Below are 13342 nucleotides of genomic sequence, written 5' to 3' on the forward strand. Positions count from 1 at the left end.
AACTATTGCCTAGTTGATTTTTCTATTGTTATATTGATGACACGCCGCAACAAGACGGTGATAAATAAAATAACGTTACACACATCATATTAACTCACTACTAGAAGGAAAATCCTATGTCAGCAGTAGCATCATTAGACGCATTTCTTGAAAAAGTGGCTCAACGTGACGGCCACCAACCTGAATTTTTACAAGCCGTTCGTGAAGTCTTCACGTCAATCTGGCCTTTCTTGGAAGCAAACCCTAAATACCGTTCAGAAGCTTTATTAGAGCGTTTAGTTGAGCCAGAGCGCGCAATCCAATTCCGTGTGGCATGGACTGATGATAAAGGCCAAGTTCAAGTAAACCGTGCTTTCCGCGTGCAATTCAACAGTGCAATTGGTCCTTTTAAAGGTGGCATGCGTTTCCATCCATCCGTTAACTTATCAATCTTAAAATTCTTAGGTTTTGAACAGATCTTTAAAAATGCCTTAACCACATTGCCAATGGGCGGTGCGAAAGGCGGCTCAGATTTTGATCCTAAAGGAAAATCAGATGCTGAAGTGATGCGTTTCTGCCAAGCGTTAATGGCTGAATTGTATCGTCATGTTGGCCCAGATACCGATGTGCCCGCCGGTGATATTGGTGTAGGTGGTCGTGAAGTAGGCTATCTTGCAGGCTATATGAAAAAATTATCAAACCAAGCTGCTTGCGTGTTTACTGGTCGTGGTCTTTCATTCGGTGGAAGTTTAATTCGTCCAGAAGCAACGGGGTATGGATTGGTTTATTTTGCCCAAGCAATGCTTGCAGAGAAAGGGGATAGCTTCCAAGGTAAAACGGTTTTAGTTTCCGGTTCGGGTAACGTGGCGCAATATGCGATTGAAAAAGCGATGGCGCTCGGTGCGAAAGTCGTAACCTGTTCTGACTCTGCGGGTTATGTGTATTTACCTGAAGGATTCGATCGTGAAAAATTAGAAGCTTTATTAGAGCTCAAAAATGTAAAACGTGGTCGAGTAGAAGAGTTTGCAAAACAATTCGGTCTTCAATATTTTGCAGGCAAACGTCCTTGGGAAGTGAAAGCAGATATTGCACTTCCTTGCGCAACCCAAAATGAATTAGAGATTTCAGATGCGAAAGCCTTAATCTCAAATGGAGTGAAATTAGTCGCAGAAGGTGCAAACATGCCAACCACTATCGAAGCGACAGAAGCATTCTTAGAGGCTGGTGTATTATTTGGCCCAGGTAAAGCAGCTAATGCAGGTGGTGTTGCGACATCAGGCTTAGAGATGGCGCAAAGTTCACAACGTTTATACTGGACGGCTGAAGAAGTGGATAAACAGCTTCATCGTATCATGTTAGATATTCATGCAAACTGTAAAAAATACGGTTCAGCAGAAGGCCAAGCAAACATTAACTACGTAGTGGGCGCAAACGTAGCAGGCTTTGTAAAAGTAGCCGATGCAATGTTGGCTCAAGGGGTTTATTAATCCAATAAATGAATGAAAATTTGACCGCACTTTGTGATGAAGTGCGGTCATTTTTTATAGTGAATTTCTCAAGTAGAAATAGGCTATCGGCTTGCTTTTTTGCTCAAAAAGTGTAAAATCTTCAGGCTTTTTGTCTATATATACAGAGAAAAAAGTAAGCTATATTCTTAAATAACTTTCGAGTTTGGGAATATTCTTTTAGTAATTAAACATTTAGAGGAAGGTTATGGTAACCATTCGTTTATCTCGTGGCGGAGCTAAAAAACGCCCATTTTATCAAATCGTAGTAGCTGACAGTCGTTCACCACGTGACGGTCGTTTCATTGAGCGTGTAGGTTTCTTCAACCCAATCGCACAAGGTAACGCAGAGCGTCTTCGTGTTGATCTTGAGCGTGTAAACCACTGGGTTGCTCAAGGTGCATCACTTTCAGACCGTGTTGCAACTTTGGTAAAAGAAGCTCAAAAAGCATAATCTCGCTTTTTGATTTAGTTCTTAAACTAAGATAGGTGAAAAATATGGAACAACAACGCATTGAAGTTGTGGGCAAATTAGGCTCAACCTACGGTATTCGTGGGTGGTTACGTATTTATTCATCAACAGAACAAGCTGAAAGCATTTTTGATTATCAACCTTGGTTTTTAAAAATCAAAGGTGAATGGCATCCAACTGAATTAGAAAACTGGCGCCATCATAATCACGAAATCATCGTTAAATTAAAAGGCGTTGATGATCGTGAAGCTGCACAAATTTTAGCAAATGTTGAAATTGGTGTGGATTTATCTGTTTTCCCTGAACTGGAAGAGGGAGATTATTACTGGCACGATTTAATCGGCTGTTCAGTTGTCAACCTAGAAGGTTACACAATGGGAACGGTAACAGAGATGATGGAAACCGGTTCTAATGATGTATTAGTGGTTAAAGCCAATACTAAAGATGCTTTTGGAAAACAAGAGCGGTTAATTCCGTTCTTGTATGAACAAGTAGTTAAAAGAGTCGATCTCACCACGAAAACAATTGAAGTGGATTGGGACGCTGGTTTCTAATCTCAAGTATGCACAAACGTAATGTAGTAGGCTTTTTATGTGGATAGGGGTGATTTCATTATTCCCCGAAATGTTTAAAGCGATTACGGAATTTGGGGTTACAGGAAGAGCCGTAAAACATAATCTTCTGCAAGTAGAATGTTGGAATCCAAGAGATTTTACATTCGACAAGCATAAAACCGTGGATGACCGTCCTTATGGTGGTGGTCCAGGAATGCTGATGATGGTGCAACCTTTACGGGATGCGATTCATGCTGCGAAAGCAGCGGCAGGAGAAGGCGCAAAGGTGATTTACCTTTCGCCACAAGGACGTAAACTCGATCAAGGCGGCGTAACCGAGCTTGCTCAAAATCAGAAATTGATTTTGGTATGTGGACGTTACGAAGGTATTGATGAGCGATTGATTCAAACTGAAATCGATGAAGAATGGTCAATCGGCGATTACGTTCTGACTGGTGGGGAGTTGCCGGCAATGACATTAATTGATGCTGTTGCGCGTTTTATTCCCGGTGTGTTAGGCAAGCAAGCCTCCGCAGAAGAAGATTCTTTTGTAGATGGTTTATTAGATTGCCCGCATTACACCAGACCGGAAGTGTTAGAAGGATTAACTGTACCACCTGTGCTGATGTCGGGACATCACGAAGAAATTCGGAAATGGCGATTAAAACAATCGCTACAAAGAACGTGGCTCCGACGCCCTGAGCTCTTAGAAGGCCTAGCTCTGACTGACGAACAACGTAAGCTGTTAAAAGAAGCGCAAGCCGAATATAACAGTTAGTTTCAGTTACATCTAGGATCAATAAAGGATCAAACAATGTCTAACATTATCAAACAACTTGAACAAGAACAATTAAAACAAAACGTACCTAGCTTCCGCCCAGGTGATACTTTAGAAGTTAAAGTATGGGTAGTTGAAGGTAGCAAACGTCGTTTGCAAGCATTCGAAGGCGTGGTTATTGCAATTCGTAACCGTGGCTTGCACTCAGCATTCACTTTACGTAAAATTTCTAACGGCGTAGGTGTTGAGCGTGTATTCCAAACTCACTCTCCAGCTGTAGATTCTATCGCTGTTAAACGTAAAGGTGCAGTACGTAAAGCTAAACTTTACTACTTACGTGAACGTTCAGGTAAATCAGCTCGTATTAAAGAGCGTTTAGGCGAATAATTCGCAAAATAAAAAAGGCTTGGTTTTCCAAGCCTTTTTTGTTTTTAAGAGCGGTCAACATTAAGACCGCTTCATAATTTCAAAAAACTCATCGTTGGTTTTCGCCACCATAAGTTTGTCGATGAGGAATTCCATCGCTTCCACTTCACCCATTGGGTTAAGGATTTTGCGAAGAATCCACATTTTTTGTAATTCATCTGGTGTGGTAAGTAAGTCTTCTTTACGCGTACCAGAACGGTTGAAGTCAATCGCAGGGAATACACGTTTTTCTGCAATTTTGCGAGAAAGATGTAATTCCATGTTACCCGTACCTTTAAATTCTTCAAAGATAACCTCATCCATTTTTGAACCAGTATCCACAAGTGCGGTTGCAATAATGGTTAAACTACCACCTTCTTCCACGTTACGCGCCGCACCAAAGAAACGTTTTGGACGATGTAAAGCATTTGCATCCACACCACCAGAAAGAATTTTACCAGATGCTGGTGTAACTGTGTTATAAGCACGTGCTAAACGCGTGATAGAGTCGAGTAAAATCACCACGTCTTTTTTGTGCTCAACAGAACGTTTTGCTTTCTCGATAACCATTTCAGCCACTTGAACGTGACGAGCAGCTGGTTCATCAAAGGTTGAGGCAATCACTTCACCTTTTACTGAACGTTGCATTTCCGTTACTTCTTCTGGACGCTCATCGATTAAAAGAACAATAAGTTCACATTCAGGGTAGTTGTGCGTGATGCTTTGTGCAATATTTTGTAGCAACATGGTTTTACCGGCTTTTGGTGGTGCTACGATAAGACCACGCTGACCTTTACCAATCGGAGAGGCTAAATCCAAAATACGCGCGGTTAAATCTTCGGTTGAACCATTACCACGTTCCATTCTTAAACGAGAATTTGCGTGTAATGGGGTTAAGTTTTCGAAAAGGATTTTGCTACGAGAGACTTCTGGTTTGTCATCGTTAACTTGGTCGACTTTTAAAAGTGCGAAATAACGTTCGCCCTCTTTCGGTGGACGGATTTTGCCTTCGATTTTATCACCAGTTTGAAGATTGAAGCGACGAATTTGACTTGGAGAAACGTAGATGTCATCAGGACCAGCAAGGTAGGAACTGTCTGCAGAGCGTAAGAAACCGAAACCATCGGGTAAAATCTCTAACACGCCGCCACCAAAAATATCTTCACCGCTTTTTGCGTGCTGTTTCAAAATAGCAAAAACAATATCTTGTTTACGTAAACGGGCAAGATTTTCCAAACCCATTTGTTCTTCGCCAAGTTTCACAAGATCAGAAACAGGCGTATTTTTAAGTTCTGTAAGATGCATAATTAATAATGTTGGAACGAATAAGAGTTGATAATACTGAAATGTTTGAATGGTGGGCAATGCCCTTAAGAATGGTGCGTAAATTACCACTAAAATTTAATACTGTCTAGTTTTTGTTAGAAAAAACAGGGTAAAATAGCAAACCATAAAGAGATTATTATTGCATATTGATTAATTATGCGTGATAATTGAATAATTAATCAATTTTGATATTAAAAGAAGGATAACCTATGGCTCTCTGGGGTGGTCGTTTTACACAAGCGGCAGATAAACGTTTTAAAGATTTTAATGATAGCCTGCGTTTTGATTATCGTTTGGCAGAGCAAGATATTGAGGGCTCTATTGGCTGGTCTAAAGCGTTAGTCAACGTTGGTGTATTAAGTGCTGAAGAGCAACAACAGCTAGAAGTTGCCTTAAATGAATTATTAATTGAAGTGCGGTCAAATCCACAGGCGATTTTGCAAGATGATGCAGAAGATATTCATAGTTGGGTGGAAAGTAAGCTTATCGATAAAGTGGGTAATTTAGGTAAAAAATTACACACAGGCCGTAGCCGTAATGACCAAGTTGCACTTGATATTAAAATGTGGTGCAAACAACGTGTAACGGAGTTGCAAGCATCTATTCGTAATCTTCAACGTCATTTGGTGCAAACAGCGGAAAAGACGCAAGATGCAGTGATGCCGGGTTATACTCATTTACAACGTGCTCAACCAATCACTTTTGCCCATTGGTGTATGGCTTATGTGGAAATGTTTGAGCGTGATTATTCACGTCTCGCCGATGCTTATAAACGCATGAATAGCTGCCCATTAGGCAGTGGTGCACTCGCGGGGACAGCCTATGCAGTTGATCGTGAACAATTAGCCGCTGATCTGGGTTTTGCTTTTGCGACGCGTAATAGTTTGGATAGCGTATCAGATCGCGATCATATTGTGGAATTACTTTCAACGGCATCTTTAAGCATGGCTCACCTTTCTCGTTTCGCAGAAGATATGATTATTTTCAACAGTGGTGAAGCGAATTTTGTGGAATTATCGGATCGTGTGACTTCTGGTTCATCTTTAATGCCACAAAAGAAAAATCCAGATGCTTGTGAATTGATTCGTGGTAAAGCGGGCCGTGTCATGGGGGCATTAACCGGTATGTTGATGACCTTAAAAGGTTTACCATTAGCGTATAACAAAGATATGCAAGAAGACAAAGAAGGGATCTTTGATGCATTAGATACCTGGCAAGATTGCGTAGATATGGCGACTTTTGTACTAGATGAATTAAAAGTGAATACCGATCGTACTCGTGAAGCTGCTTTAAAAGGCTACTCAAATGCAACAGAGCTAGCAGATTATCTTGTAGCAAAAGGTGTACCATTCCGTGATTCGCACCATATTGTCGGTGAAACCGTGGTTTATGCCATTGAAAAAGGCAAAGCCTTGGAAGACTTAACCATTCCTGAATTCCGTCAATTCAGTGATATAGTAGGGGATGATGTATATGACATTCTTTCACTACAATCTTGTTTAGATAAACGTTGTGCGAAAGGTGGGGTTTCACCACTTCGAGTGGCAGAAGCGATTGCAGAAGCAAAAGCGAGATTAGCTTAATTAGCGCAAATAAAAAGAGCGGTCAAAAAATGTTGTGTTTTTTGACTGCTCTTTCGTTTTTATGGTGTAGGTGGATCCATTAATTCAAGGATTTTATCGGTAGGCTCTTTTATATCGAAACTCGATTCCATTAATAATGAAAAAGTCTCGTCATTTCGTTTACAAGCAGCATGAGAAATTAGCTTACCTTTCTCATCACGCAAATCGATAGTAACTTGATTGATGCCCGTCTTATCTGCTGCGTTCTCTTTTATTATCGTCCACAACTGATTATTTTCTGTTGGTGGAAGGAAAAGCATCGCTTCTGTGGCATAAGCTTGTAAGTAAGCATTATCTATCGTTTGATGAGCCACATTCGCATCATTTTTCATATAAGTGAATGTTTTTAGATTATTTAGTGCGACCCAAAGTTTTTCTCCTTTGGTGCTTTCACATTTTACAACATCAATGACGCTATCACCGAGATTCATGGCATTCTCATTTGCGAACGAACATAGTGGAATGGCAGCCAAAAATACCCACAGATATTTATTCATTAAATTAATCTCTAAAGTTATTAAATTGGAATGGTTGGCCTAATTCAGCGCCTTTCACCAATTGAATAACAGCTTGTAAATCATCACGGGATTTACCGGTTACGCGTACTTGTTCACCTTGAATTTGAGTTTGAACTTTGATTTTTGAATCTTTCACTAATTTAGTGATTTTCTTCGCCATCTCTGGTTCAATCCCTTGTTTTAATTTGATTTCTTTGGTGTAAAGTTTACCGTGATGTTCACTTTCTGTTGGAATATCCAATGAGCTATGCTCAATGCCACGTTTTACAAACGCACCAATCAAGATTTCAATTAATTGTTCTAATTGGAAATCAGATTCTGTGGTCACTTTCACTGTTTCGCTTTTTTCATTTAATTCAATGACGGCTTCCACACCACGGAAATCATAACGTGTACTTAATACGCGGTTTGCATTTTCAACCGCATTACGCACTTCGTGCATAGTAATTTCAGATACGATATCAAAAGATGGCATAAGTTTTCTCCCAAAATGAATTAAATTCGATCATTTGCACTTAAAAGACATAAAAGTGCGGTTAAGTCAGCAAAGTTTACCACAATTTGTGCTTGTTGTTGCACCTTCGGTTTGGCATGGAATGCTACGCCTAATCCGGCGACCTTCATCATCGCCAAATCATTGGCTCCATCACCAATAGCAAGGGTATTTTTGCGTGGAATGTTGTATTCTTCAGCGAGTTTTTGCAAGGTATTTGCTTTATATTGTGCATCGACTACGCTACCTTTTACATTTCCAGTTAGCATGCCATCAATAATTTCAAATTGATTAGAAGCCGCAAAATCGAGGTTTAATAAGCTTTTTAAGTAATCGGCGAAATAGGTAAAGCCACCGGAAGCGATGGCAGTTTTCCAACCATATTGTTGTAATGTCTTAATGGTTTCAATTAAGCCCGGCATTAAAGGCAATTTTTCACGCACTTGTTGCAAAATGCTTTCTGGCGCACCTTTCAGCGTACCGACACGACGACGCAAACTTTGTTCAAAATCGAGTTCGCCACGCATGGCACTTTCAGTAATGGCAGAAACTAATTCACCTGTGCCGGCCAGTTTGGCGATTTCATCAATGCATTCAATTTGAATCGCCGTAGAATCCATATCCATTACCAATAAACCTTTTTCTGATAATTTTGCATCAAAATCCAGTTTAGCGATGTCTAATTGCAGGTCGTGAGCATGGGCAATAAAATCGGTTAGCCATTTGCCTTTTAAAAGGACAACGGTATTTTTTTCAACGTTCCATGCATCAAAACACAGGAAAGATTGACCGCACTTTTGTTGGAATTCGAGTAATTTGGCTAAATTCAGCGTTGTGCCGTATAAAATAAACGCATGAGTTTCATCGGGATGAGGCAAATCAAACGAAAGTGCGGTGGGAAATTGGGGATATTTTTGGGTAATGCTTGCAAGGTTTTGAATTTGCATAGAAAATCCTGTAAATTGTGAATACTCATCTATTCTAGCCGATCTTGGCGAAAAAATGGAAAAACAACGTGCAATTAATTAAAGAAAAACTTCAAAAATCACTGATGTTTGGGCTCATCGTGCTGCTTTGTATCGGTGCCATGGTCGTGATTTTGTTTGGCGTGAAACAATTTAAGATTGGTTCACAGCTTTCAAGTGTGAATCAAGTGGCGAATTTATCGCATACTTTGGTTCGTCAGCAAGCCAATTTATTTTCAGTTTTATTAACTAATAATGCGAAATCCGATCAGCTCATTGAAAATTTAGATAATTTAGTCAAAGAAGACTTTGTGCTTGATGCGACCATTTATGATTATAACGGTAAAGAATTGGCACAAAGTACCAATACTGGCAACCTTCGTGAGCAACTTGGCCTAGAACATAAAAATGAAGGTGAGTTTTCAACACAACAAATTGTTGAGCCTATTTATTCTGCTTCTAATAACGCGGTTCGAGGCTTTTTGCGTGTGACCTTTGACGCCCAATATGCTCAAACAACACAGAACAAAATCAATCAAGTTTTTCACCGGTTATATGGTGAAATTGTCGTGGTCTTTTTATTAGGCGCTTTATTCGCCAGTTCCATTCATTATTTTTTAAGTCATTATCGTCGAACATATCGAAAACCAGTGGAAACTAAAACGGTGGTCAATTTACAAGGTAAATCGAGTAGCCAACGTTTCCATCAACGTCGTCGAAGAATTTGATCAAGGTAAATAAAATTGCAAATATTGGTTAAGCCAATCAGTAAATAGGGTAGAATACTGAGAATTATTTAGATAGGAGAAAAACATGGCAACTCGTAGACAACTCGCCAACGCAATTCGTGCGCTATCAATGGATGCAGTACAAAAAGCAAAATCAGGCCACCCAGGTGCACCGATGGGAATGGCGGATATCGCTGAAGTATTATGGCGCGATTTCTTAAAACACAACCCAAACAATCCTAAATGGGCCGATCGCGACCGTTTTGTACTTTCTAATGGCCACGGTTCAATGTTGATCTATAGCTTATTACATTTAACAGGCTATGATCTTTCTATCGAAGATTTAAAACAATTCCGTCAATTACATTCTAAAACCCCAGGTCACCCAGAATATGGTTATGCACCAGGCGTTGAAACCACAACTGGTCCTTTAGGCCAAGGTATCACTAATGCCGTGGGTATGGCGATTGCGGAGAAAACATTAGCAAGTCAATTTAATCGTGAAGGCCATGAAATTGTTGATCACCACACTTATGTGTTCTTAGGTGATGGCTGTTTAATGGAAGGGATTTCTCACGAAGCTTGCTCTTTAGCTGGCACATTAGGCCTAGGCAAATTAATCGCATTCTACGATGACAACAACATTTCGATTGATGGTCATGTTGATGGTTGGTTCAGTGATGATACGGCAGAACGTTTTGAAGCTTATGGCTGGCAAGTAATCCGTAATGTAGATGGTCACGATGCAGAACAAATTCGTGCCGCAACCATTCTTGCTCAAGCAGAAAAAGAAAAACCAACATTAATTATTTGTAAAACCATCATCGGTTTTGGTTCACCAAATAAATCAGGCTCTCATGATTGCCACGGTGCACCATTAGGTGATGAAGAAATCGCATTAACCCGTAAAGCACTTGGCTGGGAATATGGTCCATTTGAAATTCCGGCTGAGTACTATGCAGAATGGTCTGCGAAAGAAAAAGGCGCTGCAGCAGAAAAATCTTGGGAAGAAAAATTTGCCGCTTATGCAAAAGCATACCCTGAACTTGCAGCAGAATTTACACGTCGTGTAAACGGTGAATTACCAGCAAATTGGGCGGCAGAATCTAAAGCGTTCATTGAAAAATTACAAGCGAATCCTGTAAGCATTGCGAGCCGTAAAGCATCACAAAATGCCATTGAAGCTTATGCACATGTGTTACCTGAATTCTTAGGTGGTTCTGCAGACTTAGCAAGCTCTAACTTAACCTTATGGAGCGGTTCTAAACCAATTCGTGCAAACGAAAACGTAGGTGGTAACTATATCAACTATGGTGTGCGTGAGTTCGGTATGTCAGCGATTATGAATGGTATTGCTTTACACGGCGGGTTCATTCCTTATGGCGCAACCTTCTTAATGTTCTACGAATATGCACACAATGCAGTGCGTATGGCAGCATTAATGAAACAACGCTCACTCTTTGTTTATACACACGACTCGATCGGTTTAGGCGAAGATGGACCAACTCACCAACCAGTTGAGCAAACCACCTCATTACGTTTAATTCCAAATCTTGAAACATGGCGTCCATGTGACCAGGTGGAATCAGCTATCGCATGGCAACAAGCGGTTGAGCGTCAAGATGGCCCAAGTGCGTTGATCTTTACCCGTCAAAACTTAGCCCAAATGGACCGCACTTCTGCACAATTAGAGGCAGTTAAACGTGGTGCTTATGTGTTAAAAGACTGTGAGGGTACACCAGAGTTAATCTTCATTGCGACAGGTTCTGAAGTGGAATTGGCAGTGAAAGCAGCAGATGTATTGACTGCTGAAGGTAAAAAAGTGCGTGTCGTCTCTATGCCAAGTACTAACCGTTTCGACAAACAAGATGCAGCGTACCGTGAAAGTGTGTTACCTGCAGCCGTAACCAAACGTGTTGCAATCGAAGCAGGTATTGCAGACTTCTGGTATAAATACGTCGGCTTTGAAGGTCGCGTGGTAGGTATGAATAGCTTCGGCGAATCAGCTCCAGCAGATCAATTATTCAAACTCTTTGGTTTCACTGTGGATAACGTGGTAGCAAAAGCAAAAGAAATTTTATAATTATTAAAATGGATAAAGGCAGGCAATGACCTGCCTTTCTTTTTTGATTTGAAAAAGTGCGGTTAAAAATAAGAAAATTTTTGACCGCACTTTGTTTTTATCTGCTTTCACCTTGTTATCTAAGCCTTTTTTTGTCAATCCATTGAGTTAGCCTTTCAAGTTTGCTAAAATTCGCGACACTTTTTGCGATTAAAAATAAAACGTAAAAAGTGAGTTCGGAAGAAGGTAGCTGGAGAGTAGGGAATTGCCCCTACGCCGACGAGGTAAAATCTTTCAGGCGCAATCGCAAGATTGCAGGGACTGTTACTGGACGAACCCTTGGAGAGATCCATTGCATTTTATCGATGTAAATGGACGCCGAAGGCGCAAAAGAGCGGTCGATTTTTCGATTGTTTTCCAAACGCTCAGGCAAAAGGACAGGGGCAAAAGACAATCCGTATTATCAATATATTTCTATCGGGATTCTTCTTGTCTCCTTGTCGAGTTTATTTGTATTTTAAACGACGAGGAATCATCAATGTCATTACAGACAATCTTATCGGCTGTTAGTAGCTTTATATGGGGACCGCCCCTACTTATTCTTTTGTCCGGAACCGGACTTTATCTCACCCTTCGTTTAGGCTTTTTGCAAATTCGTTATTTGCCTCGTGCCTTGGGCTATTTATTTGCTCGTGGTGCAAATAAAGGCAAAGGGGACGTGTCTTCTTTTGCTGCACTTTGTACCGCATTAGCGGCAACCATTGGTACAGGGAATATCGTGGGTGTAGCGACCGCAGTACAAGCGGGTGGACCTGGCGCGATTTTTTGGATGTGGCTAGTTGCATTATTAGGCATGGCAACCAAATATGCCGAATGTTTGCTTGCAGTGAAATATCGTGTGCGCGATAAATACGGTTTTATGGCTGGTGGACCAATGTATTACATCGAACGTGGTCTTGGTATCAAATGGTTAGCGAAATTATTTGCGTTATTTGGGGTGTTGGTGGCCTTTTTCGGTATCGGTACTTTCCCTCAAGTGAATGCGATTACGCATGCGATGCAAGACACCTTTAACGTGCCTGTTGTGATTAGTGCAACTGCGGTGACGGTATTGGTCGCTATGATTATTCTTGGTGGAGTAAGACGTATTGCGCGAGCATCTGCAGTCATTGTGCCTTTTATGGCGCTGGGTTATGTGACGACCTCAATTATCATCTTAATTGTTAATTACGACAAATTGCCAGCAGCAATTGCATTAATTATTCAGAGTGCGTTTAATCCACAGGCTGCTTTAGGTGGCGCAGTTGGCTTTACCGTGATGAAAGCCATTCAATCGGGTGTGGCGCGCGGTATTTTCTCAAATGAATCAGGTTTAGGAAGTGCGCCAATCGCAGCCGCAGCAGCGCAAACGAAAGAGCCCGTTCGCCAAGGTTTAATTTCGATGACGGGGACGTTTTTAGATACCATCATCGTATGTACGATGACAGGCTTAGTGCTTGTGATTACAGGAGCATGGAGTAACCCAGAGCTTTCAGGTGCAAGTGTGACTAACTATGCTTTTGCACAGGGATTAGGTACATCATTTGGTGCAACGATTGTAACAGTTGGTCTATTATTTTTTGCTTTTACCACAATTTTAGGGTGGTGCTACTACGGTGAACGTTGTTTCCTTTACTTAGTCGGTATTCGTGGTATTAAATTGTATCGCTTCGTGTTTATTGTTCTAGTTGGAGCGGGTTCATTCCTCACCTTAGATTTAATCTGGATCTTAGCGGATATTGTGAATGGTTTAATGGCCTTTCCAAACTTAGTTGCATTAATTGGTTTACGTAAAGAGATTATTTCAGAAACCAAAGATTACTTTGAGCGTTTAAAAGCGACGCAACATGATCAAGATGAATTAGCCTAATAATTCATCTTGTAAAAAGAAAAGGG

The 13342-nt window shown here is 40.8% G+C and carries 14 protein-coding genes and 1 riboswitch; of the genes, 9 read left to right on the forward strand and 5 right to left on the reverse strand.

The window, feature by feature from the left end:
* The first annotated feature begins 116 nt into the window (after positions 1 to 116).
* The 5 genes from gdhA to rplS all read left to right on the forward strand — a co-directional run bounded on the left by gdhA (position 117) and on the right by rplS (position 3675).
* A complete protein-coding gene (gene gdhA, locus DPV81_RS06135; RefSeq protein WP_049364864.1) occupies positions 117 to 1466 on the forward strand; it encodes an NADP-specific glutamate dehydrogenase in 1350 nt (449 codons plus the stop codon).
* 226 nt (positions 1467 to 1692) lie between these two features.
* Positions 1693 to 1938: a 30S ribosomal protein S16 gene (gene rpsP, locus DPV81_RS06140; protein ID WP_005697005.1), complete on the forward strand. Its 246-nt coding sequence runs from the start codon at positions 1693 to 1695 to the stop codon at positions 1936 to 1938.
* 44 nt (positions 1939 to 1982) lie between these two features.
* The gene (gene rimM / locus DPV81_RS06145; RefSeq protein ID WP_111387318.1) at positions 1983 to 2510 is read left to right on the forward strand and encodes a ribosome maturation factor RimM; all 528 of its coding nucleotides are present in this window, start codon (positions 1983 to 1985) and stop codon (positions 2508 to 2510) included.
* A 37-nt stretch (positions 2511 to 2547) separates the two neighbouring features.
* On the forward strand, positions 2548 to 3288 hold the full coding sequence (gene trmD, locus DPV81_RS06150) for a tRNA (guanosine(37)-N1)-methyltransferase TrmD (protein ID WP_111387320.1): 741 nt from the start codon (positions 2548 to 2550) through the stop codon (positions 3286 to 3288).
* A 36-nt stretch (positions 3289 to 3324) separates the two neighbouring features.
* The gene (gene rplS, locus DPV81_RS06155; RefSeq protein ID WP_005697898.1) at positions 3325 to 3675 is read left to right on the forward strand and encodes a 50S ribosomal protein L19; all 351 of its coding nucleotides are present in this window, start codon (positions 3325 to 3327) and stop codon (positions 3673 to 3675) included.
* Between the two features lie 60 nt (positions 3676 to 3735).
* Here rplS and rho read toward each other — a convergent pair whose 3' ends face one another.
* A complete protein-coding gene (gene rho / locus DPV81_RS06160; protein ID WP_005695393.1) occupies positions 3736 to 4998 on the reverse strand; it encodes a transcription termination factor Rho in 1263 nt (420 codons plus the stop codon).
* 230 nt (positions 4999 to 5228) lie between these two features.
* On the opposite strand from rho, the gene argH reads away from it, so the two are divergent.
* A complete protein-coding gene (argH, locus tag DPV81_RS06165) occupies positions 5229 to 6602 on the forward strand; it encodes an argininosuccinate lyase (RefSeq protein WP_111387322.1) in 1374 nt (457 codons plus the stop codon).
* A 59-nt stretch (positions 6603 to 6661) separates the two neighbouring features.
* Here argH and DPV81_RS06170 read toward each other — a convergent pair whose 3' ends face one another.
* From DPV81_RS06170 to serB, 3 genes are read right to left on the reverse strand one after another with little or no spacing between them, the layout of a single operon-like run.
* Positions 6662 to 7138, reverse strand: coding sequence for a hypothetical protein (locus tag DPV81_RS06170; protein ID WP_239658561.1), 477 nt, complete (start codon positions 7136 to 7138; stop codon positions 6662 to 6664).
* Positions 7139 to 7142: 4 nt separating this feature from the next.
* Complete coding sequence (locus tag DPV81_RS06175; RefSeq protein WP_049371578.1) at positions 7143 to 7634, reverse strand: YajQ family cyclic di-GMP-binding protein; 492 nt, start codon at positions 7632 to 7634, stop codon at positions 7143 to 7145.
* Between the two features lie 20 nt (positions 7635 to 7654).
* Positions 7655 to 8599: a phosphoserine phosphatase gene (gene serB / locus DPV81_RS06180; RefSeq protein WP_049371579.1), complete on the reverse strand. Its 945-nt coding sequence runs from the start codon at positions 8597 to 8599 to the stop codon at positions 7655 to 7657.
* A 68-nt stretch (positions 8600 to 8667) separates the two neighbouring features.
* On the opposite strand from serB, the gene DPV81_RS06185 reads away from it, so the two are divergent.
* Positions 8668 to 9345, forward strand: a complete 678-nt coding sequence (locus DPV81_RS06185) for a YtjB family periplasmic protein (RefSeq protein ID WP_102703970.1) — start codon at positions 8668 to 8670, stop codon at positions 9343 to 9345.
* Between the two features lie 85 nt (positions 9346 to 9430).
* Complete coding sequence (tkt, locus tag DPV81_RS06190; RefSeq protein WP_111387324.1) at positions 9431 to 11428, forward strand: transketolase; 1998 nt, start codon at positions 9431 to 9433, stop codon at positions 11426 to 11428.
* Between the two features lie 3 nt (positions 11429 to 11431).
* Here tkt and DPV81_RS09515 read toward each other — a convergent pair whose 3' ends face one another.
* Positions 11432 to 11566, reverse strand: coding sequence for a hypothetical protein (locus tag DPV81_RS09515; protein ID WP_279385953.1), 135 nt, complete (start codon positions 11564 to 11566; stop codon positions 11432 to 11434).
* Positions 11567 to 11736: 170 nt separating this feature from the next.
* Positions 11737 to 11858, forward strand: a riboswitch (glycine riboswitch).
* 87 nt (positions 11859 to 11945) lie between these two features.
* Here DPV81_RS09515 and DPV81_RS06195 point away from each other — a divergent pair.
* A complete protein-coding gene (locus DPV81_RS06195; protein ID WP_111387326.1) occupies positions 11946 to 13316 on the forward strand; it encodes an alanine/glycine:cation symporter family protein in 1371 nt (456 codons plus the stop codon).
* Positions 13317 to 13342 lie beyond the last annotated feature (26 nt).

This window comes from Haemophilus parainfluenzae, assembly GCF_003252795.1.
GTDB lineage: Bacteria > Pseudomonadota > Gammaproteobacteria > Enterobacterales > Pasteurellaceae > Haemophilus_D > Haemophilus_D parainfluenzae_K.